Raw genomic sequence first — 21,656 nt, 5'->3', positions numbered from 1 at the left:
GTCAAACGAATGCATGGCCACGCTGTGCCAGCGGAGATAACCGCAACGCTGACTCCAGATGATCCGCCGATAGGTGCGCGTAACGCATGGTCATGGTGATCGAAGAATGTCCGAGGATGCGCTGCAAGCTGAGGATGTCCCCACCACCCATCATGTAGTGACTGGCGAAGGTATGCCGCAGAATATGAGTGAGCTGCCCTGGCGTCTGGAACCCGCAGCGTTCGTAGGCGCTACGAAATACCGACCGGCAGGACATGAATAGCCGACCGCTTCCGGCACCGCCACCTTTAACACGGCATCTTCGATCGCCTTGGGGATCGACACCGAACGAGACTGCCGGTGCTTTGTCCGGTGAAAGTGGGCCTTACCCCAAAAATGGCCGCGCGCGTCAGGCTTTGGGCTTCATCCCATCGACCACCCGTGGCCAAGCAGACCACGGCAACCGGACAGGTATGGTTGTTCGTGGACTTGCGGCACTCCTCGAGCAATTGGCCTATCTGCTCCAGGCTCAAAAATGACAGTTCGGTCTGGTCCGTCTTGATCTGCCGGACGTTCGCTAGCGGATTTTTACCGGACCATGCGCCCAAGCGGATCAGCTCGGAGAACACTGAGGATTGATCAAATCTTAATCACGCCATTTCTTCCCGAGTTCTTCCAGGCCCGCGTTTCGCAAGTCTTCCGGAGTCATCAAAATGCGGAATTTGCAGTTGGCTTCGAAGTTGAGAAAGAAGGGCTCTGCAAAACCCGGAACGTCCGAGGGGGCTTTTACGTCGATCACGAAAAGCCCAGCACGGGTGCCGTCTTGCTCCGTGAAATAAGCGGCCTCAGGTTTGATGGTATCGAGGATGCGCCCGATGACCTCGCCACACTGTCCGTTTCTGACCAGGGCGTTGAATGGTTCATGGGGGAATTCGACCGTAAGTAGCATTTTCATTCGAGGGTCTCCTTCTGTTGCGGCAGCTATAGGCGGTGCCGCGTACGCCTACCCCTGAGCTCGGTTCCATTGGCATTACTGCAGCCCTGTCATCCTTGACCACAAAAGCCTGAACTGGGAGTCAGTTCATCAGGGTTTGATGGCGGTGAGGATCAGAGCTGGCATCACGAATACAACGTTGCCATCGGCCGTCACGAACGGCAGGAGTGACTCTTCTGCCTGCTCAAGCAGTCGTTCGAACTGCGCATCGTTCAGCAGGCCGCCTAGCGTCCATACGCAGGCTCTTTCGGTGGAGACGAGCGAACTGATGGAGGCGAAGCGCAGCTTGCCGTCGTGCCGCATGATCTTCGCGTTGACAATGCCGGCCGCAGTGCACAGCGAGAACAACGGTTGCGGGTCGCCACACGCAAAGGGAGCGCGGAACGCCTGCGCCACCTGCTCGCCAAACAGTCGATGCAGCAACTCTGCGAGTACTGCGTAACCGGGAGAATGGTCCAGCGCATCGCATACGGCCACTACCAGTCGCCCGCTTGGCCGCAGTACACGCATCATTTCGCGCAACGCAGCGAGTCTGTCCTCAAAGAACATAAAGCCGAATTGGCTGACCACTGCATCAAAGCTTTGGTCTGGGAAGGGCAACGACTCCGCCCGGCCATTCAGCCACTCGATACTTGAGCTTTTACGCCGGGCCACGTTGAGCATTTCGTCGTTGGGATCGAGGCCCACGACGCTTCCACCGCCGCCCACACGCTCGGCACAAGTACAGGCCAATACCCCGGTGCCGCAGGCAACATCAAGCACCCGCTGGTTCAGCCAGACGCCAGCTTCATCCGCGACGACATGCGCCCACTGCTCAAACAGAGCAGGGACGAAGAGCTCGTCATAAATTTCAGCAGGAGAGTGTGCAACTTGCTGCATGTTCATTTGGCGCCTCCCCTTACACGATCTAGCCGCCTAACATTATGTAGACAGCAGATAGTGTGTTTGAGCGCCGTTTAATTAGTGGCAAAACGCTGGTCTACTTAGACGGAAGGTCTCTAATACTGGGTATTTAAAGCAGGAAAAGTTTTCTCACCCGATGACCTAGGTTGCACTGCTGGGGCTTGGGTGACTCGTGGCTGGGAGATCGTAAACCGTGGATGGATGCTCGTGAACGATGACGTACTCGCCGCCGCGCTTCTCCCACACCTCACTGATTCTGGCTTCAATTTCATAGCCAGTTCCGCCCGCGAAACCGTAGCTCAGATGAAATGGATAACTGGTGACGACGACACGGCCCTTGGCAAGCTGCTTGACTGCTATGGGGCCAGTCCGCTGTACGTGGATACGCGTGAGGGCGGGATAAATCGATTGCCGCATTTGCTCGAACCCAAGGAACCCATGGATCGGAGGAAGGGTGTCGTAGATCACCACATCGGCATCAGCGGCATATAGCTTCGACAGTGCTTGAAAGTCCGGGCGCCCTACTTCGCTCGACCAAGCTTTGCAGAAGGCATCAGCGCGCTCGTTCCAGAAAACTACAGCATCATGTGATTTCATGGCTCGGCCTGCAATCGGCTTGGGTGTGTGACTGCATTGGCCTGTTTTGTCGGAAAGCGCTGTTTTAACCAGGACCCAGGCCAGCTGAAAGCCCCGTTTCATGGAGCGGTCTAGAGCAGAGTGTAGCCGCTCAGGTGATGCTTAATGCTGGGGGCCGGGCTTAAAGTCCCAGCGCACCACCATCTAAAACAAGGGCTCAGAGAAAGCTAAGCCCTTGTTTTAGATGGTGGTGAATTAGAGCCAAGGCTTTATTCGCGCGGGGTCGGTCTTTGCGTAGCCAGCAACAACCCGGCGAAGATCAGCGCGCCACCCATCCAGTGGAACGACTGCAGGCCCTCCCCCAGCAGCAACCAGCCGAGCAACGCGGTGAACACCGGCATCAGGTAGTTGGACAGCGCCGCCTTGGCCGCTCCGAGTACGCGCACTCCGTGGTTCCAGGCCAGGTAGGCGACGAGTGAGGCGAACACGGCCGTGTAGGCGATGGCGCCGAGGTTGCTCGGTGTCACGGCGAAACGGGCACCCTGGCTGAGTTCATACAGATAGAACGGCAGGAGCAATGGCACCCCGAGCAGCATCAGCACACCCAGCAAGCCCAACGCGGGAATCGGCAGCAGGTACATGGCCCAGCGCCGCAACAGCAATGAATACAGCGCCCAGTCGGCCACGGCCACAAGCATGATCAGGTCGCCGCGATTAAATGACAGCGTCTCCAGGCTGGCCCAGCTGCCTTGGGCGATCAGCACCAGCAAGCCAACTGCCGCCAGCCCCATACCCACCCAGGCGCGTCGCTGCGGCCATTCGCCCAGTAGCAGACCGGCGCCGATGAAGGTCATCAGCGGCAGGCAAGTGTTGACCAGGGTGATATTGATCGCCGCCGTGGAGTGCGCGGCGCTATAGAGCAGTGAATTGTAGGCACTGATGCCGCACGCGGCGAGCACCAGCAGGCGCCAGCCCGCTTGACGCAACGCCGTGCGATGGCGCCATAAAGGCCCGATCGCGAACGGCAGCACCAGCAACAACGCCAGGCTCCAACGCCAGAAGGCCAGGGCAAACGGCGGTATGTCGTCGTGAAACGCCCGCGCGATCAAGGCGTTGCCCGACCAGCAGAGCACGGCCAGCAGCAGGCCGAGCATCGCGAAGGTACGCGGGCTATGCATCGGGTTCAGTTCTGCCCGAGTGGACGCAGACGGTATTGCGGTGGCAGTTGATCGAGACCGCTGACGGTCACGTTGAGGTTCTTCCAACGGCCATCCTTGATGCCGTAAATGCAGCCGTGCACCGACAGCGCCTGACCGCGGTGCCAGGCGTTCTGCACGATGGTGGTATGGCTGACGTTGGCCACCTGCTGGATCACGTTCAGCTCGCACAGGCGATCGACCTGCTCGCTCTCGGTCGGCAGCTGCGCCAGGTGCTCGCGGTGCTCGTAATACAGGTCGCGAATCGAGCGCAGCCAGCCATCGATCAAGCCGTATTGGTTGTTCTGCATCGAGGCACGCACCCCGCCACAGCCGTAGTGGCCGGTCACCAGGATGTGTTTGACCTTGAGCACATCGACCGCGTACTGGATCACCGACAGGCAGTTGAGGTCGGTGTGCAGTACCACGTTAGCGACGTTGCGATGAACGAACAGGTCGCCAGGCAGCAGGCCGACGATCTCATTGGCCGGCACCCGTGCATCCGAGCAGCCGATCCACAGGTATTCCGGCACCTGCTGGCGAGCCAACTTGGCGAAGAACTCCGGGTCCTCCTGAGTGATCGCCTCGGCCCAGCGCGCGTTGTTGTCGAAAAGGTGCTGTAAATCACTCATATCGTCTGCTCCCAGGAATGCCGATGCGCACCATACGAAGCGCGCCTGGCCTTTGACAAGCCGCATGGCACAACAGTCACAGCTGACAACCTAGCGGCCACTCGCCTTCCCAGCGAAACTCGCCGCCACAACCTGCCGGCTTTTCGTTGACTACTCCTGGCGCAGCGGGTCTATCGGCGACGGCTCAGCACCCGCAACAGCAGACGCTGACAGCGCGTTTGAGCGGGCGCGCCGACGCCGCCAAACACCGCCGAGCCACCAGACGATCAGCACCAGCCCAAGCACCACCAGCAAACTCACGCCCCACTGCAACGGCCCGGCATAGCGGTACAGCTCGACGGGATGCAGGCTCGGCTCGCGCAGCATGCGCTGTTCGGCCGCCGCGCCCTGGGTCGGGATATCGGCCAAGCCATCGCCATCGAGGTCCGGCAGACTGCGGATATGGTCGAGCAGCCCCTGCCATTCCTTGTATTCCTGCACGCCGGGCTTCTGGGGATCGACATCGATCACCGCCGCCTTGATCTCGGCCAAAGGGTGACCTTGGGCATCCTTGGGCCGCACCTGCAGCAATCCCTTGGACAGATCGGCGATCAGCCAGGTGAAGCTGCCGACGTAACTGGTGGCGCCAATGCTGTAGAGCCGATCAGTCTGCATATCCAGGGCTTGATAGCCGGTGTTCGCGTCGCCGATCTCGATCCGGCTGACCTGATCAAACGGCACGCGGTAGGGGTTGTAGCTGAACCTCACCCCGGACACGCGCGGGTAGTAGCTTTGGCTGTCGCGCAGCTGATAGGCCAGCAGCAGCACTTCCAGAATGTTCTTCAATTCCTGGCCGGTGACGTACACCTTGATCAACGGATAGCCCGGTGCATCGTCGAATTCGCCGATGCCCAACGGTGCGATGCGAAACAGATCCGAGACACTCTGCACGCCGTCCCGGCCCATGATCAGGTTGTCGCGGATGGTGCCGTTGCCGGTGAAGGCCAGGTCGCTGCCGGTGGCGTGGCGCAGGGCATCGGTGACCAGGTTAGCCAGGAGCGGATCGTCGTACTCACGGGTCAGGGTCTGGTCGACCTTGGCCAACGGTTGATCGAAGCGATAGCCCTTGGGTGCCAGCATCTGCTGGTCGACCACCCGCTTGAAATCCTCCACCTCGGCGGTGATCGCCGCATCACCCGCGGTCTGGTCGTTCAGGGGATGCAACCGATAGTCGACCACCCGAGTGTTGCCGCCGTCGTCCAGGCGCATGTGCAGTTCGCCCAGATACTGGATTTCCGAACCGGCCTGCATCACCGGGGTCTGTCCATTGACCAGGATTGGCTGCGCCAGCGCGGTATGCGAATGACCGCCGACCACGATGTCGATCCCCGGCACCTGCTCGACCAGCTCGACCTCCTCGCCGCGCCAGCTGCCATCGGCTTGCTGGGTCACGCCCATGTGCGACAGCAGGATCACCACCTCGGCACCCTCCTCCCGCAGCTTCGCGACCATGCGCTTGGCGGTTGCCACCGGGTCGGCGAAGATCGCCGGCTTGATCATCGGGCTGACCGCCACGGCATTATTGCCGAGCAGACCGAATAGGCCGAAGCGGATGCCGCCCTTGTCGATCACCTTATAGGGCAGGATGCGCCCGGCCTCGTAGTGCGCCTGCAGGCTGTCGTCCTCTTTGCGCGCGGGATCGAAACTCAGGTTGCTGGAAAACAGCGGTACCAGCGTATCGCCCTTGACCCGGTAGGCGGCGCCGATCATCGCCGCCAACCCGGCCGGACGAAAGTCGAACTCATGGTTGCCCAGGGTCGCGCCGTCGTAGCCCAACTCGCTCATCAACCGCAATTCACCGCCCATCTCGCGGCTGACCGTATGAAACAGCGTACCCATGCTGAAGTCGCCGCCATCGAGCAGCAGCACCGGTTGCGCCCCGGCGGCTGCGCGCCGTGCCTTGACCAGGGTCGCCAGGCGAGCGACGCCGCCGAGCGTGTCGTCGTCATTCAGGGTGGCCGGGCTGTATTCGTTGTTCGGGCCGAAACCGAGCAGGCGCGATTGCCAGTCGTTGGTATGGAGGATGGTAAAACTGCGCTCGGCGGCAGGCGCCAGGCCGGCCAGCAACAGACAGCTGGCAACGAGCCAGGGACGGAGCAAACGCATCGGGGTTCCTTAGGCGAATGGGACGGTCAGCACCGCTCAGCTGAACGGTGGGTGCCCAGCAGTATGTGGCAGGCCGTGCGCGGCGGCAGTGTCGGATCAGGCCGCAGACACTCGCCAATCGAGTCAGCCGCAGCGTCGAGCGCAGCAGTGGGAATCTTTCGTGATGACCGACGTCAACTTTACATAAGGGCCACACCGGGAACCGCAGATGTCTCCATCCATTCAGCACAACAAACCAGCGGCCGGCAAACACAGGCACGAAGACCTCGATCTCGACCCGCTAGACGCACTGGAGGGCTTTGCGGATGCCACGGAGCCCGATGAGGAGCTGATCGAAGAATTCGAGCACAGCCAGCGCCGCGAAGCCGGCTTGAGCGACGATGCCCCTCCGGGCCATGGCCCCGACAAGGATGACGTCGACCTCGAAGATTTGATCCACGAGGATGGCGCGCGCTCGCCGCTCGAAGCAGGCGGAGGTCTGTCGGTGGACTATGACCTGGACGAGGACGCTGACAACCTCGACGAAGAGCTGGAGCCGACCGAGCCCGCTCAGTCGAAGCCGCGCAAGACCGCGCGCGAAAAGCCCGGCGGCGGGGCCTAACGCCATCAGTCGAGCAGGGTGCAGGCCATGACCAGCGCATCCTCGCGGCCACCGACCGCGGGGTAGTAATCCCGCCGACGACCGATTTCATTGAAGCCGTAGCGTTCATACAGGCGGTAGGCCGACTGGTTGCTGGCCCGCACCTCGAGGAAGCACTCGCCGGCCTTGAGCTGCATGGCGCGCTGCATCAAATACTCCAGCAGGCGCAAGCCCAGGCCACGGCCCTGGCTCTCCGGCTTGACGGTGATATTCAGCAGGTGCGCTTCGTCGATGATCACGTTGATCACGCCGTGGCCGACCTGTTGGCTGCCCTCGAACATCAGCCAGCACTCGTAGGACTTGATGCTGTCGAGAAAGGTACCGCGCGTCCACGGATGGCTGAACGCGGCATATTCGATTTTCAGCACGGTCTCGATATCCGCCTCGGTCATCGGGCGGAAGGAAATAGCATCACTCATTGCGGCTGACTCATCCAACGTTGGCGTACCCGGCGCATGGCCTGCCACAGCTCGGCCTTGCGCTCTGGTTCGTCCATCAATAACTCCAGCCCTGGCAGTGCCCAGGCCGCGCCCAACCCCTCGATCTGCAACTCGCGGTTGTAGAGCGAGGCATCGGCGTCGCCGGCAAAACGAATAGCCGGCAAACCGACCAGCCACAGACAGGTGCAGGGTTCCTGCTCCTCCAGACGGGCGCCGACGAAGCTCTGGATAAATTCCAGGGCGGCTGACGGGCCCTGATCCATGCTGCCGCGTACCAGCAATGGCCAGTGCACCGGTTCGCCGATCAACTGCGGACTGTCCGGCAGGCCGGCGGCCCGCAGCAAATCCTTGAGCAGCAGGTAGGACGGGTCGCGGCTCTGGAAGGGTTCGCCCGTGGGCAACTCGACCAGCACCGCGCAAGCACCCGCGCGCAGTAACTGCAGGGCGAAGCGTGGCGGTGGCGTGACGACCGCTTTGACCACGGGCGCGGCCGCTTCCGCCTCGTCTGCGACGGCGTTGGCGTCGCGGGTGGCGGCGCTGGGTCGTGGCACCTCGATCTTCGCTCGTTCACTCGCCGGCTTGCTGAGCGGTTCGGCCTGAGCCGGTGCGGCACTCACCCGCGCAGCTGGAGCATCCGCTTCTGCTTCCTCGGCTACCGCCTCCGGCAACGGCTGAAGCAGCTCCGGGCGCGAGGGGGCGGCAAACGGCAAGTCCACGCGCGGCAGCCAGCTGGCCACCTGCATGGCGCTCAGATAGGCACGCCGGCGCAGTTCTGCAATCAAACGTCAGCCACTTGTGGATGGGCCTTCTGCCCGGCCTGCATCAGGTTCAGTGCATTGATATAGGCCTTGGCCGAGGCCACCAGAATGTCGGTATCGGCGCCGTTACCGTTGACGATGCGCCCGCCCTTCTCCAAGCGCACTGTCACCTCGCCCTGGGAGTCGGTGCCCTGAGTGATGGCGTTGACCGAGTACAGCTGCAAGGTGGCCGCTGAGCAGGCAATCGACTCGATCGCCTTGAAGGTCGCATCCACCGGGCCGGACCCTTGGGCATCACCGCTCTGCTCGCGGCCGTCGACGCTGACCACCACCTTGGCCTGGGGCACTTCACCGGTCTTGCTGGCCACCTCCAGGGTCACCAGCTTGAAGTGTTCGGGCGTCTCTTCGGCCAGGGTGTCGGAAACCAGTGCCTGCAGGTCTTCGTCGAAAATCTCGTGTTTCTTGTCGGCCAAGTCCTTGAAGCGCGCGAAGGCGGCGTTCAATTCACTCTCGCCGGCCAGCACGATGCCCAATTCATCCAGCTTCGAACGGAAGGCGGCGCGCCCGGAATGCTTACCCATCACCATCTTGTTGGCATTCCAGCCGACCGACTCGGCGGACATGATCTCGTAGGTTTCGCGGTGCTTGAGCACGCCGTCCTGATGGATGCCCGATTCGTGGGCGAAGGCGTTGGCACCGACGATGGCCTTGTTCGGCTGCACCGGAAAACCGGTGATGCCGGAGACCAGGCGCGAAGTGCTGAGGATATGCGGGGTGTCGATGCGCGTATGCACGCCGAGCAGGTCTTCGCGGGTCTTGATCGCCATAACGATCTCTTCCAGCGCCGCGTTGCCGGCACGCTCGCCGAGGCCATTGATGGTGCACTCGACCTGCCGCGCCCCCGCTACTACGGCGGCCAGCGAGTTGGCGACGGCCAGACCCAGGTCGTTATGGCAGTGCACGGAAAACACCGCCTTGTCGGCATTGGGCACGCGATTGAGCAGTTGGCGGATGGTCTCGGCGTACTGGTGCGGAATCGCGTAGCCGACGGTGTCGGGAATATTGATGGTGCGCGCACCGGCGTCGATGGCCGCCTCGATGATGCGGCAGAGAAAATCGAGCTCCGAGCGACCGGCGTCCTCGCAGGAGAACTCGACGTCGCTGCACAGGTTACGCGCGCGCTTGACCGCATGCACCGCCTGCTCGACCACCTGATCGGGCTGCATGCGCAGCTTGTACTGCATGTGGATCGGGCTGGTGGCGATAAAGGTGTGGATACGCCCGGAGTTGGCGCCGGCCAGCGCCTCGGCGGCGCGGTCGATGTCGGCATCCAGGGCGCGCGACAGGCTGCACACGGTGCTGTCCTTGATGCTGTCGGCAATCGCCTTGACCGCGGCGAAGTCGCCTGGGCTGGCGATGGCGAAACCGGCCTCGATCACATCGACGCGCAAGCGCTCTAGGGCCTTGGCGATGCGCAGCTTCTCTTCACCGGTCATGGACGCGCCGGGGCTCTGTTCGCCGTCGCGCAGGGTGGTATCGAAAATAATGACGCGGTCGTTGCTGCTCATGCTGATGTCCTCACGGAGTCGCCGTAGCACGCACCCGACGTTGGGGCGCATGTCGATAAGCGTCGATTGTCGCGTGAAATGCCGCGGGCGGGAAGGAGCAAGCAGCAGGCGAATCAGCCCGTAGGCTGGATGTCGCTTTTTATGTCCGCCCGCGCAGACTGTGGCGAATGTGCGGTGGAGAACGCTGAGCGGTTCTCCACCTTACTGCAGAAAGCAAAACGCCCGCCAAAATGGCGGGCGTTGGGCTGATCGAGCAAGCTAGAGCGAGACAAGGCAAAAACAGGCGGGAAAGCGGAGTTTACTGCTGTAAATGAGCATTTCCCGCCTGTTTTTAACGCCGTATCGCCGACGCTTAGCCGATCAGAGGGCCTGATCCCAGGGGCGGTCGCCGTTGGCGTCCTTGATCCGGGTCGGCAGGCCCATCACATCGAGCAGCTTGAGGAACGGCGCTGCCGGCAATTCCTCAACGTTGGCCATGCGTGCCACGTCCCAGTCGCCACGCGCGACCAGCAGCGCAGCCGCGACTGGCGGCACGCCGGCGGTGTAGGAAATGCCCTGGCTGTCGGTCTCGACATAGGCGTCCTTGTGGTCGGCGACGTTGTAGATGAACACCTCGGCCGGCTTGCCGTCCTTGCTGCCTTTGACCAGATCACCGATACAGGTCTTGCCGCTGTAGCCCGGGGCCAGAGAGGCCGGGTCCGGCAGTACGGCCTTGACCACTTTCAACGGCACCACTTCGAGGCCTTCGGCGGTTTTCACCGGTTGCTCGGAGAGCAGGCCGAGGCTGTTCAGCACGGTGAAGACGTTGATGTAGTGCTCACCGAAACTCATCCAGAAACGCACATTGGGCACGTTCAGGTGTTTGGACAGGGAATGCACTTCGTCATGCCCGGTCAGGTACAGACTCTGCTCACCGACTACCGGCAGGTCATCGGTACGTTTGACTTCAAACATGCTGTTGCTGGTCCACTGGCTGTTCTGCCAGCTCCAGACTTGGCCGGTGAATTCACGGAAATTGATTTCCGGATCGAAATTGGTAGCGAAGTACTTGCCGTGAGAGCCGGCGTTGACGTCGAGGATGTCGATCGACTCGATGCTGTCGAAGTACTGCTGTTGCGCCAATGCGGCATAGGCATTGACCACACCCGGATCGAAACCGACACCGAGGATGGCGGTCACGCCTTTTTCCTGGCATTCGGCCAGGTTTTTCCACTCATAGTTACCGTACCAAGGTGGCGTTTCGCAGACCTTGCCCGGCTCTTCATGAATGGCGGTGTCGAGGTAGGCCGCGCCGGTATCCATGCAGGCGCGCAGCACCGACATATTGAGGAAGGACGAACCCACATTGATGACAATCTGCGATTCGGTTTCGCGGATCAGTGCCTTGGTTGCTTCTATGTCCAGCGCATTCAGGGCATAGGCCTTGATCTCGGCCGGCTGCTTGAGGCTGCCTTTGGCCTGAACGCTGTCGATGATGGCCTGGCATTTGGAGATGTTGCGCGACGCGATGGCAATACGACCGAGTTCGTCGTTGTGCTGCGCGCACTTGTGGGCCACCACCTTGGCGACACCTCCTGCACCAATGATCAGAACATTCTTCTTCAATTTATCTGTATCTCCTTCGCTACCTGCCCTCAGGAAAGGCTGGACAGGTAATCGTCAAACCCAAATTCACGAACCAGCTCGACGCTACCGTCGAGTTGTCGCACTGCAATGGCCGGCATTTTCAGGCCGTTGAACCAGTTTTTCTTGACCATGGTGTAGCCTGCCGCGTCGATGAACGACAACCGATCGCCGATGGTCAGCGGACGATCGAACTGGTACTCGCCAAAGATATCCCCGGCCAGACAGGACTTACCGCACACCATATAGCTGTGCTCGCCGTCGCAGGGGGCCATCTTGGCGTCGAGCCGGTAGATCAGCAGATCGAGCATGTGCGCCTCGATGGAGCTGTCGACCACGGCCAGATTCTTGCCATTGAACAGCGTGTCGAGCACCGTGACTTCCAACGAGGAACTCAGGGTGATAGCCGCCTCACCCGGCTCCAGGTAGACCTGCACGCCGAAGCGTTCGGCGAAGGCTTTGAGCCGCGCGCAGAACTGATCCAGCGGATAGCCTTCGCCGGTGAAGTGGATGCCGCCACCCAGGCTGACCCACTGTACTTGATGCAGCAGATGGCCGAAGCGCTCTTCGATAGTCGTCAGCATCTGGTCGAACAGCTCGAAGCTGCCGTTCTCGCAGTTGTTGTGGAACATGAAGCCGGAAATCTTATCCATCACCGTGGCGATCTTTTCCGGGTCCCACTCGCCCAGGCGACTGAACGGGCGCGCCGGGTCGGCCAGCAGGTAATCGGAGCTGCTCACCTGCGGGTTGACGCGCAGACCGCGCACCTTGCCGGCGGAAGCCTCGGCGAAGCGCTCGAGTTGGCCGATGGAGTTGAAGATGATCTTGTCGCAGTTGGCCAGCATCTCGTCGATTTCATCGTCGGCCCAGGCCACGCTGTAGGCATGGGTCTCGCCGGCAAACTTCTGCCGGCCGAGCTTGAGCTCGTACAGCGAGGACGAGGTGGTGCCGTCCATGTACTGCTGCATCAGGTCGAATACCGACCAGGTGGCGAAACACTTGAGGGCCAGCAACGCCTTGGCACCGGACTGTTCGCGGACATAGGCAATCTTTTCCAGATTACCCAGCAGCTTTTGCTTGTCGATGAGGTAGTAAGGCGTCTTGATCATCTGTGTACCTATGCAAGGTCGGCCGGCAGGAAATCAGCTGTACTGACCCCTCCCCAAAAAGTGGAGGCGAATTGTGCAGACAACTGACGCATATCGAAAGGGCAACGGGAATATTTCGTCGATTCCGCGACCGTTGGCAACGCATTGATGCAACTCACCGATAGTCGGCCGCCGCAACCTGGCCGATGACAGGATGAGTGAACGGGGTTACAGGGGCATGACCTGCGCTTGAACCTGCCGCACTCAGGCTGCGGCGGATGCTGATATGGACGTTCTGCCGCTCGCCTTCTGCCAATCGCCAGGGAAACCAGAACAGATGACTGACACTCAAGCCTTTGCAGCCCCATGCAGTACAATCCGCGTTTTTCTTGATTAAGCGATCGGCCTCTCAATGATCGACCCCAAGCGCGTACTGCGCGCCCTTGCCGAACACTGGACCTTGCTCGAGCCGCTCTGCGAGCGCTTCGATAACGGCACCCTGAGCCTGGTCGAGTTGCGCAATCAGCTCGCCGCGCAGCTGCCGGACAGCACGCCGGTGGACATTACCGCCCTGCTCGACCAGTGGATCCGCCTGGATATTCTGGTGCCGGTGGCCAAGAGCCCCAACCGCTTTGAGCTGAATGCGCAGATCCATGACTTCCTCGCCTACCTGCGGCGCGAGCACCGCCTGGGCCTGTGCCTGGAGATCGAGGCGTACCTGCGCCACCTCGAACGCCTGGCCGGTTACATCCAGGATGCCTTCGAGGTGCGCGACGCCAGTGACCTGGCGCGTCAGCTGCGCCTGCTCGATATGCGCGTGCGCGACGTGTTGAAGAAACTGGCCAACGACGAACAGGCGCTGGTCGCGGTGGCCGAACGGGCCAAGACCAGTGATCGGCAGATTCCCCTGCGTCAGCGCTACGCCGAGGTGCTGGCCACCTGGGACGAATATGTCGAGCCGATGATCCAACTGGTCGCCGCCGATGGCGCCTTCGAGCAGGGCGTGTACCGCGTCGAACACGTGCTGTTGCGCCTGCTCGGCGAACAGCAGCGCCTCGGTCAGCTGGTCGATGACGATCTGCTGCTGCGCACCCATGCACGCATCCTGGAAATGCAGACCACCGCCCAGCTGACCCTGCGCCGCGCCCGCGAACTGCTGCTGCCGTTGCGCGAGGAAGCCCGCCGGCACAACGCAGTGACCCGCGGCGCGGCGCTGGCCCTGGCCGCCATCCGCCGCAAAGGCCTGGACGCCGTGCCACAGGCGGCGCTGCCCTTGTTCAGCCGGCCGCAGAGCACCTTCCTCGGCAGCGCCTCGCAAGTCGAGGCCTACGTCTATGCCCTGGCGCGCTTCCAGCCGAAGCCGGCGCAGTTCCCCAAGGCCAGCGCCACGCGCAAGGGTCAAGCGCCGCGTGCGCCGCGCACCGCCCGCGAAATGCTCGAGCGCTGCCAACAGGCCCTGCCGCTGCCGGACCTGATGCTCTGGCTGCTGGAGCAGGAGCCGGAAGGCGCTACCGATGAACTGCTCTACTGGTTCTCGCGCCTGTCGCGCGACGCGCGCTTCCAGCGTGAACGCCTGCAGCGCCGCGACTACCTGACCGTCGAGCATCAGCTCAGCCTGAACTCATTCGCCCTGATCAAAAGCCTCACGGCCCCCGATAAAGCCGAGAAGAACCCTGTATGAACCTCGACCTCTCCGAACTGAGCCAGCTGGCGCCGATTTTCCGCGAGCTGTTCAAGGGCTATCACGTCAGCCGCCGCGACCCCGAACTCTATGCCCAGCTGTCCAACCAGCAGGATCAGTACCGCGCACTGTTCAAGGCGCTCGGCTTCGAGCTGGTCTGCGACCCGCGCGGCTTCTATTACTTCGTCCCCGAGCAGATGGGCGCACAGGTCAACAAGACCGCCCAACGCCTGGCGCTGTTCACCTTCATCCTGGTCGAACACCTCGCCGACCAGGGCCGTGATCCGCTGGCCGTGCTCGATGGCGGCAGTATCGGTCGCGACGAACTGCCGGCGCTGCTGGAGAAATACCGCGACCTGTTCGTCCAGGCCGAAGTGACCACCCAGGACGAGCTGGAAGAGAAAGTCATGCGTCGCCTCGGTCAACTGGGCTTCGCCAGCGAAGACAACGGCATTTACCGCTTTCTCGCGCCGATGCATCGCTTCCTCGACGTCTGCCTGTCCGTGCAGCAGGATCGCGACCTGGCCGCCACGCTGCACAGTGACCTGCCGCTGCCCACCCCAGAGCTGATCGACGACGAGCCCGAGGAGGAGATCATCAGCCTGGCGCTGGATGAGCCTGAGCTTTCCGCCCCCGAGCTTTCCGAAGAAGACGCCCTGGCCCGCGCCATGGCCGAAGAACGCACGCAACAGGAGATCGAAGCATGAGCCAGGAACGCTACGGCATCCGCCGCTTCGCCCTGCTGAATACCGCCGGCTACAGCCTCGGCCTGTTCCCCCTGGAACACCCGCTGTCGGTCTACGGCGCCAACAACCTGGGCAAGAGCGCCTCGATCAACGCCCTGCAGTTCCCGATTCTGGCGCGCATGTCGGACATGAGTTTCGGCAAGTACAGCCTGGAGCAGTCGCGCAAGTTCTACTTCGCCTCGGATACCAGCTACATCCTGGTGGAAGTCGCCCTGCCCCACGGTCCCCATGTGATCGGCGTGGCCGGGCGCGGTCCGGGTGGCGGCTTCGGTCACCAGTTCTTCGCCTACGCCGGCGAGCTGGAGCTGGCCCACTACCAGAAGAACGGCACCTGCCTGCGCCAGCGCGAGCTGTTCAACAACCTCGAGCGCGAAGGCATCAAGGCCTACGAACTGAAACCCGAAGAACTGCGCCGCCTGCTGGTGGGCGGGCACACCTCGGTGCCACTCGACCTGACCCTGATTCCGCTGCGCTCGACCAGCGAACAGAGCCTGAAGACCTTCCGCGCGCTGTTCATCAACCTGCTGCACATGCGCGAAATCACCGCGGCCAAGCTCAAGCAGCTGTTCCTCGACGCCTTCGAACACAGCCTGCGCTCCGGCAGCGTCGACTACATCGCCGCCACCGAAGAAGCCTTCCGCGACGTGCGGCGCATGGAGCAGGATTATCAGGCCCTGGTCGGCGCCGGGCCGCTGATCGAAGCGCTGTCCGCCGGTGTGGCCCAGCGCGAGCATCTGCGTGGCAAGCTGCACCGCCTCTCGCCACTGCTCGACTCCTTGCTCGGCACCTGGCAGGACTATGCCGGCGCACGCCGTGAAGAGCTGGTGATCCAGGCCGAGCACTACCGCGGCGAGCAGGATGGCCTGCAGCAGGAACAACGCGGCGGCACCCAGGAGCTGATGCGCCTGGAGCGCGAGATCAGCGAGGTTCAACGCTGGCTGGGCGAACTGGCGGTGCTGAAGAACCGCTTCGCCCTGGTCGAGAATGCCCAGGTGTTGGAAGCCCAGCTGCTGGCCGCCAAGGACGCCCATGACGAGCTGGCTGGCGCCCTGGCGCAATCGCGGCAGTTCTCCAGCGAGGATCTCGACGAGCGCCTGCACGACCTGGAGAAACGCCTGAAGTCGATCAAGCAGCAACTCGAACATGCCGACAACAACAGCTACGCCAGGCTGCGCGAGGAATTCTCGCAACAAGATGTCGACCGCCTGATGCGCCTGTTCAATGCTCAACTATTCAGCCTGCCGCTGGGCGAGAAGGGCATCGCCCTGGACGACGGCGACGCCTGGGTCCGCTCCCTGGAAGTCGTGCTGGATGGTTTCAAGGGCGAGCGTTTCGAAGTCCCCGGCCTGTCCATCGACCTCGCGCACATCGAACCACCCGCCCTGCAGGCCCTGGCCGATCGCGCCGCCCTGCGCGATCAGAAAGATCGCCTGGAGCGCGAATACAAGCAACTGAAGACCCAGCAGACAGTGGCGGCCGACCGGGCCGCGAGCAAGGCGCAGACCGAACAGCTGTACCAGGCCGTGCTGGATGCGCAGAAGGCCCTGGAGGACTTCCGCCGCAGCCAAACGCTCTCCGCTGAGGAGGCCGACAAACTGGAGCGACTGGCGCAACTGGAGGCCACCCAGGACGAACTGACACGCGCCAGTGATGCCTTTACCGAACGGGTCCAGCAACTCTCTGCCAAGCTGCAACTGGTCGGCCGCCAACTGGCCGACCTGGAAGCCAAGCAACGGACATTGGAAGACGCCCTGCGCCGCCGCCAACTCTTGCCGGCCAATCTGCCGTTCGGCACCCCCTTCACCGACCCGGTGGATGACTCGCTGGACAACCTGTTACCGCTGCTCAATGACTATCAGGATGCCTGGCAGAGCTTGCAGCGCATCGACGGGCAGATCGAGGCGCTGTATGCCCAGGTACGCCTCAAGGGCGTGGCCAAGTTCGACAGCGAGGACGACGTCGAGCGCCGCCTGCACCTGCTGGTCAACGCCTATGCGCATCGCCAGGACGAGGCCATCACCCTGGCCAAGGCACGTCGCGCGGCGGTCACCGACATCGCTCGCACCCTGCGCAATATCCGCAGCGACTACGACAACCTGGAACACCAGTTGGCGCTGTTCAACCGCGAGATCAACAAGCGCCAGGTGTCCAACCTGGAAAGCTTCCGCATCGTTCTCGCACCGAACAAGGAGGCGCTCAAGCATATCGATCAGATCATCCACAGCGCCGGTCAGTACGAGGAAGGTGAGACCTTCTCGGTGTTCGACTTGCAGCAGAGCGGCGATCAGGACGTGAAGAACGAAGAGGCCAAGGAGTACCTGGCACGGCTGGTGGCGGCCAACCATAACCAGCTGGGGCTCAAGGACCTGTTCGAGCTGGCCTTCGAGATCACCAAGGTCGGCGGCGCCCCGGTGATCCACACCGACATCGACGGTGCGGCCAGTAATGGTACGACCATGACCATCAAGGCGCTGACCAACATGTACCTGCTGCTGCACCTGATGGATCGTGAGCAGGCCGGACGCGTACGCCTGCCCTACTACCTCGACGAAGCGGCAGACATCGACGAGCGCAACCAGCAGGCACTGATCGAAACCAGTTTGCAACTCGGTTTCGTGCCGATTCTGGCCTCAGTCAAACCGCAGGTTTCCGCACATGTGGCGATCGACCTGGAAGGTGGCAGCGGCCCTGACGGCATCTACATCGACGAAGCCGACTGGAAGTTCATCCAGCGTCGCGAGCCCGCCCAAGTCGAAGCACTGGGCACAACACTCACGGCAACCGAACCGGCGTGACTCTCGCGCCACACAGACCAAGGGCCGCATATGCGGCCCTTGGTCTGTGTGCGTCTTGACTACGGCAAGGCGATTTTCGGCGCCCAGCGCAACCAGGCTTCCTGGGGATCCTCAAACAGCGCAAAGGTCTGTCCAGGCTTGGCCTGCATGCCCATGTCCTCCTGTTCTGGCGTCGCGAACGCCACCCCGCCTTCGATAATGGTTTCCAAGGACTCGGCGCGCACCTGCACACCCTTGAACAAACCGGCATCGACGCCGACTCCAGAAGTGTTCCAAAAACGGCTGCCGGTGTGCACTAAAGCCATATAGCGCGGTTCGATCAGGATATGGATCAGCACCCGATCCGCCGTTGGCCCGAGCTCATAGCCCGTGACCTTGCCGACCGGAACCTCGCGATAGGTCACCGGCACCCCGGCTTTCAACGAGCTGCGTTGCGCCGCACTGAGCACCAGGCGCAACCCGGGAGAAGGCGCGGCCTTGTTCGGCGGTTGCGCCAAAGCGATGAACTCGGTCTGTTTAGCGCTCAGCTTGTCCGCCGGTAACACTTCCAGATACTGACCACTGACCAAGGTCTCGAGATTATCCACCCGGGTCAGACTCAACTCGGGCTTGACCACCCAGAACTGCGTGCCGGACCGAGCGATCTGCTGACTGGCTTGGGTGATGCGCGCATGCAGCAGCAGCGCCTGCAGGTCCTCGGTCAACTCGATACGTTCGACCTTGCCGACCTCCAAACCCTTGTAGCGAATGGCGGTGCCAGGGCTCAGTCCATCAGCCCGATCCAGCCGAATAGTGATAGCCTGGCCACCTTGCAAGGCGGTCTCGCGACTCTCATGCACGTTAAACTGCAGCAGTTTCTTGGGCATCTTCGCCGCCTTTGAGTCCGGCGTTTCGAAGGCCACGCCACCCGCCAGCAAGGTTTGCAGCGACTCGCTCTTCACCTCGACACCGGACAAGCCGCCCTTAAGCGTGATGCCGCTGGCATTCCAAAAGCGCGTGCTGCTATTGACCAAATGCGCATACTCCGGCTCGATGTACGCCGCAAATACCATTCTCTGATTATCGCTTGCCAGCTGAACGCTCTGCAGCGAACCGACCTTGAGCTGGTGAAACAGCACAGGGCTGCCCACCTCCAACGAACCCAGACTATCGCTGAACAACTCCAGGTGCAGCCCAGGTGCACTCAAATCCATCGGTGGCGCCTTCGCGCGGCCCTCGAACACACGTTTGACCTTGCCACCCTTCTTGCCCGGACGCACAGCGATGTAGTTGCCCGAGACCAGCGCCTCCAAACCCGAGATTCCGGACAGGGAAATCGAGGGCTTCACCGTCCAGAACTCGGTCCCTTCGACCAGATAGTCTTCGACGCGCGGGTCCAGTGTCAGCTCGGCCGTGGCACTGGCCAGGTCCTCGTTGACCGTCAAGGTCTTTACGCTGCCAGCCTTGATACCGTTGTACAACACGTCAGAGCGTCCGGCCTTAAGCCCGGCAAAATCGGTCAGATTGACCAGCACTTTGATTCCAGACTGCGCCGCCTCGAAGTCTTCATATAGACGAAACGGTTTGCTTGGATCGGTCGCTGGGCTGTCCTTACGGTATTCCGGCGTGGCAAAGGCAATACCACCCGCCACGATGCTGGCCAGCGACTCACTGCGTAGCTTGATGCCCGATAAGTCGGCATCGATAGTGATCCCGCTAACATTCCAGAAACGCGTATGTTTACGCACCAAACTGGCATAGGCCGGCTCGACATACACCTTGACCTCGACCGTACTCTGGTCATCGCCCAGCGCGTAGCTCTTCACCCGGCCAACTTGGATCTGCTTGTAGAACACCGGGCTGTCGCGGTTCAGTGAACCCAAGCGCTCGGCCTTCAACGTCAGGTGCAGGCCTGGCCGGTCATCCGACAACGGCGGCGCCTCGGGTAGCGCCTTGAACTTGTAGGTCGGCTCACCTTCACCCGGGCTGACGGCGATATAGTTACCCGAGACCAATGCCTCCAGTCCGGTAATCCCGGCCAAGGTCACACTCGGCTTGACCAGCCAGAATCGGGTTTCGGCACGCAGATGCGATTCGACATCGTTACTCATTTCCAGGGTCGCGATCACCCCACGTTGACTCTCACTGCGGTCCAGAGCCAATCGCTTGACCTTGCCGATCGACATCCCCTTGTAAATCACCTCGGTTTTACCGGCCTGAATGCCTTCCCCACTCTCGAAAATCACCTGAATCTCGATCCCAGCCTGGCTATAGGCGCGCCAGCCCAGCCAACCACCTATCAACAAGGCGATCAGGGGCAGGACCCATATGGCCGACCAGTTGGACGCCGGGCGTTTTTTTGCCAGAGGCAGATCACTCATGGTCGTCTTCCGACTCCGTGTTATCCCAAATCAAACGAGGGTCAAAGGTTAAAGCAGCCAGCATGGTCAGAATCACCACACTGGCGAAGGCGACGGCGCCCATACCCGGCTCGATGCTTGCCAGGGCGCCAAAATTGACCACCGTCACCAGAATGGCGATGACGAAGATGTCCAACATTGACCAGCGACCGATCCACTCGATAAAGCGATACATCAAAATCCGCTGCTGCGCCGACATGGGCTGATGTCGCTGTACCGAATAGAGCAGCAACGCAATGCCAACCAGCTTGAAGGTCGGCACCAGGATACTGGCGATGAATACCACAGCCGCAATCGGCAGCATGCCATGGTTCATCAACTCCACCACTCCGGACATGATGGTGTCCGATTGTCCCTTGCCCAGCGAGTTGACGGTCATGATCGGCAGCAGGTTGGCCGGGATATACAAAATCGCCGCAGTCAGCAGCAACGCCCAGGTACGCGCCAGACTGTTCGGTCGACGTGCCTGCAGAAGCCCGCCGCAACGCGAACAGTACTGCTTGCTCGAATTCGCCGCCTGACGGTTCAGTTGGTGACATTCGTGGCAGAGAATAAACCCAGCATCAATCGCGCGCATGCTCATCCTCCCCCGACAAGGCTTCCCAGATCTGATGCGGTGACATGGTCACCTCCAGCCAGACCTGAGTCAGCAGTAGCGCAATAAAACACAGCAGGCCCAGGCCCAGACTGAGGTCCGCCAGATCGGCCAATTTAACCATGGCGACCAGAATACCCATCAGGTAGACCTCGAGCATGCCCCAGTCCCGCAGGTGGTGATAGATGCGGTAGAGCAATAAGCCATAGCCACGGCCGAAATCCAGGCGAATGCTCAACAACACCGCGAGCTGACACAGCAGCTTGAGCAGGGGCACGGCCATGCTGCAGAGAAAAACCACCACGGCGACGCCCTGCATACCGCTGTCATATAGGCCGAGCACCCCGCTCCACAGCGTGTCCTCGGTGGTCTGACCCAATAGATTGAGCCGCATGATTGGTAAGAAATTGGCCGGCACATAGAGCAACAACGCGGCAATCACCAACGCCAGGCTACGACGCACTACCTGATGGCGATAGGTATACAACTCATAGCCACAACGGGGGCACTCCACGCGCTCACCTTCCGTGCAGTCTGGTTTGCGCATCAGCAGATCACATTCGTGGCAGGCGATCAGCTCCTCTACAGGCAGCTCCGACGGTGGCTGAGGATCGGCCGAATCGCACATAAACGGTCTCTCTGAAAGATCTGCCTATTCTAGACGAGCAGCACACCGAACTGTGGAGTACAGGGCAGCAGGCCAGCGATGCCCATTGCAAACCGCGGCGCTCGGCGACGCCCTGCCCCTTGCCTACCGAGGTTCTGCGAGTATTTTCGCGCACAAAGACAAACCCCCAACCGGCGCAAGCCGATTGGGGGTTTGGTGTTAGGCGCTTGACGATGACCTACTCTCACATGGGGAAACCCCACACTACCATCGGCGATGCATCGTTTCACT

The 21,656-nt window shown here is 61.6% G+C and carries 18 protein-coding genes and 1 pseudogene; 4 read left to right on the top strand and 15 right to left on the bottom strand.

Translation table 11 applies throughout. The features are described from left to right. Window position 1: 1 nt before the first annotated feature. From FBY03_RS18805 to FBY03_RS18775, 7 genes and pseudogenes are all read right to left on the bottom strand, one after another. A pseudogene (locus FBY03_RS18805) lies at window positions 2-614 on the bottom strand (tyrosine-type recombinase/integrase); the annotation flags it as partial. Window positions 615-625: 11 nt separating this feature from the next. Beyond that, window positions 626-934, bottom strand: coding sequence for a panthothenate synthetase (locus tag FBY03_RS18800; RefSeq protein ID WP_147173883.1), 309 nt, complete (start codon window positions 932-934; stop codon window positions 626-628). A gap of 129 nt (window positions 935-1,063) precedes the next feature. Then, a complete protein-coding gene (locus tag FBY03_RS18795; protein WP_147173882.1) occupies window positions 1,064-1,858 on the bottom strand; it encodes a methyltransferase domain-containing protein in 795 nt (264 codons plus the stop codon). Window positions 1,859-2,017: 159 nt separating this feature from the next. Further along, window positions 2,018-2,575: a nuclear transport factor 2 family protein gene (locus tag FBY03_RS18790; RefSeq protein ID WP_218570802.1), complete on the bottom strand. Its 558-nt coding sequence runs from the start codon at window positions 2,573-2,575 to the stop codon at window positions 2,018-2,020. A gap of 146 nt (window positions 2,576-2,721) precedes the next feature. Next, entirely contained in the window at window positions 2,722-3,630 is a 909-nt protein-coding gene (locus FBY03_RS18785) for a DMT family transporter (protein WP_147173881.1), read from the bottom strand. Between the two features lie 5 nt (window positions 3,631-3,635). Next, window positions 3,636-4,280 (bottom strand): carbonate dehydratase, encoded by a 645-nt coding sequence (can, locus tag FBY03_RS18780; protein WP_147173880.1) that lies wholly within the window; start codon window positions 4,278-4,280, stop codon window positions 3,636-3,638. Between the two features lie 150 nt (window positions 4,281-4,430). Continuing rightward, complete coding sequence (locus FBY03_RS18775; protein WP_147173879.1) at window positions 4,431-6,425, bottom strand: bifunctional UDP-sugar hydrolase/5'-nucleotidase; 1,995 nt, start codon at window positions 6,423-6,425, stop codon at window positions 4,431-4,433. A 208-nt stretch (window positions 6,426-6,633) separates the two neighbouring features. Between FBY03_RS18775 and FBY03_RS18770 the strand changes: the two genes are divergently transcribed. Next, the gene (locus tag FBY03_RS18770; RefSeq protein ID WP_147173878.1) at window positions 6,634-7,026 is read left to right on the top strand and encodes a serine kinase/phosphatase; all 393 of its coding nucleotides are present in this window, start codon (window positions 6,634-6,636) and stop codon (window positions 7,024-7,026) included. Between the two features lie 5 nt (window positions 7,027-7,031). Here the strand turns inward: FBY03_RS18770 and rimI are convergent, their stop codons facing one another. The 5 genes from rimI to FBY03_RS18745 all read right to left on the bottom strand — a co-directional run bounded on the left by rimI (window position 7,032) and on the right by FBY03_RS18745 (window position 12,563). Further along, window positions 7,032-7,484 (bottom strand): ribosomal protein S18-alanine N-acetyltransferase, encoded by a 453-nt coding sequence (rimI, locus tag FBY03_RS18765; RefSeq protein ID WP_147173877.1) that lies wholly within the window; start codon window positions 7,482-7,484, stop codon window positions 7,032-7,034. Further along, window positions 7,481-8,287, bottom strand: a complete 807-nt coding sequence (locus tag FBY03_RS18760; RefSeq protein ID WP_147173876.1) for an energy transducer TonB — start codon at window positions 8,285-8,287, stop codon at window positions 7,481-7,483. The genes rimI and FBY03_RS18760 overlap by 4 nt, the downstream gene beginning before the upstream one ends. Next, complete coding sequence (locus FBY03_RS18755) at window positions 8,284-9,831, bottom strand: 2-isopropylmalate synthase (RefSeq protein WP_147173875.1); 1,548 nt, start codon at window positions 9,829-9,831, stop codon at window positions 8,284-8,286. Before FBY03_RS18755 ends, FBY03_RS18760 begins: the two co-directional genes overlap by 4 nt. Before the next feature lie 360 nt (window positions 9,832-10,191). Next, on the bottom strand, window positions 10,192-11,436 hold the full coding sequence (locus tag FBY03_RS18750) for a saccharopine dehydrogenase family protein (protein ID WP_147173874.1): 1,245 nt from the start codon (window positions 11,434-11,436) through the stop codon (window positions 10,192-10,194). Between the two features lie 29 nt (window positions 11,437-11,465). Continuing rightward, entirely contained in the window at window positions 11,466-12,563 is a 1,098-nt protein-coding gene (locus tag FBY03_RS18745) for a carboxynorspermidine decarboxylase (protein WP_147173873.1), read from the bottom strand. 391 nt (window positions 12,564-12,954) lie between these two features. On the opposite strand from FBY03_RS18745, the gene mksB reads away from it, so the two are divergent. Genes mksB through mksF form a run of 3 tightly spaced genes read left to right on the top strand, consistent with a single transcriptional unit; the run spans window position 12,955 to window position 17,764 of the window. Then, window positions 12,955-14,223 (top strand): Mks condensin complex protein MksB, encoded by a 1,269-nt coding sequence (mksB, locus tag FBY03_RS18740; protein ID WP_147173872.1) that lies wholly within the window; start codon window positions 12,955-12,957, stop codon window positions 14,221-14,223. Beyond that, window positions 14,220-14,930 (top strand): Mks condensin complex protein MksE, encoded by a 711-nt coding sequence (gene mksE / locus FBY03_RS18735; protein ID WP_147173871.1) that lies wholly within the window; start codon window positions 14,220-14,222, stop codon window positions 14,928-14,930. The genes mksB and mksE overlap by 4 nt, the downstream gene beginning before the upstream one ends. Then, window positions 14,927-17,764 (top strand): Mks condensin complex protein MksF, encoded by a 2,838-nt coding sequence (mksF, locus tag FBY03_RS18730; RefSeq protein ID WP_147173870.1) that lies wholly within the window; start codon window positions 14,927-14,929, stop codon window positions 17,762-17,764. Before mksE ends, mksF begins: the two co-directional genes overlap by 4 nt. A gap of 59 nt (window positions 17,765-17,823) precedes the next feature. Here the strand turns inward: mksF and FBY03_RS18725 are convergent, their stop codons facing one another. Genes FBY03_RS18725 through FBY03_RS18715 form a run of 3 tightly spaced genes read right to left on the bottom strand, consistent with a single transcriptional unit; the run spans window position 17,824 to window position 21,386 of the window. After that, window positions 17,824-20,124 (bottom strand): PqiB family protein, encoded by a 2,301-nt coding sequence (locus tag FBY03_RS18725; RefSeq protein ID WP_147173869.1) that lies wholly within the window; start codon window positions 20,122-20,124, stop codon window positions 17,824-17,826. Further along, the gene (locus FBY03_RS18720; RefSeq protein ID WP_147173868.1) at window positions 20,117-20,740 is read right to left on the bottom strand and encodes a paraquat-inducible protein A; all 624 of its coding nucleotides are present in this window, start codon (window positions 20,738-20,740) and stop codon (window positions 20,117-20,119) included. Before FBY03_RS18720 ends, FBY03_RS18725 begins: the two co-directional genes overlap by 8 nt. Beyond that, complete coding sequence (locus FBY03_RS18715; protein WP_147173867.1) at window positions 20,727-21,386, bottom strand: paraquat-inducible protein A; 660 nt, start codon at window positions 21,384-21,386, stop codon at window positions 20,727-20,729. The genes FBY03_RS18720 and FBY03_RS18715 overlap by 14 nt, the downstream gene beginning before the upstream one ends. Window positions 21,387-21,656: the final 270 nt, after the last annotated feature.

Source organism: Pseudomonas sp. SJZ079 (genome assembly GCF_007993865.1).
In the GTDB taxonomy this organism is placed as follows: Bacteria; Pseudomonadota; Gammaproteobacteria; order Pseudomonadales; family Pseudomonadaceae; genus Aquipseudomonas.
Note: the sequence above shows the minus strand (reverse complement) of the source record. Positions and strands in the feature narration are given on the sequence as shown.

Bases quoted from the DNA above. Each gene is read 5' to 3' on its own strand.
- FBY03_RS18790 (WP_218570802.1), bottom strand. From the start codon at position 2,575: ATGAAACGGGGCTTTCAGCTGGCCTGGGTCCTGGTTAAAACAGCGCTT.
- FBY03_RS18775 (WP_147173879.1), bottom strand. From the start codon at position 6,425: ATGCGTTTGCTCCGTCCCTGGCTCGTTGCCAGCTGTCTGTTGCTGGCC.
- FBY03_RS18785 (WP_147173881.1), bottom strand. From the start codon at position 3,630: ATGCATAGCCCGCGTACCTTCGCGATGCTCGGCCTGCTGCTGGCCGTG.
- FBY03_RS18720 (WP_147173868.1), bottom strand. From the start codon at position 20,740: ATGCGCGCGATTGATGCTGGGTTTATTCTCTGCCACGAATGTCACCAA.
- FBY03_RS18755 (WP_147173875.1), bottom strand. From the start codon at position 9,831: ATGAGCAGCAACGACCGCGTCATTATTTTCGATACCACCCTGCGCGAC.
- rimI (WP_147173877.1), bottom strand. From the start codon at position 7,484: ATGAGTGATGCTATTTCCTTCCGCCCGATGACCGAGGCGGATATCGAG.
- mksB (WP_147173872.1), top strand. From the start codon at position 12,955: ATGATCGACCCCAAGCGCGTACTGCGCGCCCTTGCCGAACACTGGACC.
- FBY03_RS18745 (WP_147173873.1), bottom strand. From the start codon at position 12,563: ATGATCAAGACGCCTTACTACCTCATCGACAAGCAAAAGCTGCTGGGT.
- mksF (WP_147173870.1), top strand. From the start codon at position 14,927: ATGAGCCAGGAACGCTACGGCATCCGCCGCTTCGCCCTGCTGAATACC.
- can (WP_147173880.1), bottom strand. From the start codon at position 4,280: ATGAGTGATTTACAGCACCTTTTCGACAACAACGCGCGCTGGGCCGAG.
- FBY03_RS18800 (WP_147173883.1), bottom strand. From the start codon at position 934: ATGAAAATGCTACTTACGGTCGAATTCCCCCATGAACCATTCAACGCC.
- FBY03_RS18715 (WP_147173867.1), bottom strand. From the start codon at position 21,386: ATGTGCGATTCGGCCGATCCTCAGCCACCGTCGGAGCTGCCTGTAGAG.
- mksE (WP_147173871.1), top strand. From the start codon at position 14,220: ATGAACCTCGACCTCTCCGAACTGAGCCAGCTGGCGCCGATTTTCCGC.
- FBY03_RS18795 (WP_147173882.1), bottom strand. From the start codon at position 1,858: ATGAACATGCAGCAAGTTGCACACTCTCCTGCTGAAATTTATGACGAG.
- FBY03_RS18725 (WP_147173869.1), bottom strand. From the start codon at position 20,124: ATGAGTGATCTGCCTCTGGCAAAAAAACGCCCGGCGTCCAACTGGTCG.
- FBY03_RS18770 (WP_147173878.1), top strand. From the start codon at position 6,634: ATGTCTCCATCCATTCAGCACAACAAACCAGCGGCCGGCAAACACAGG.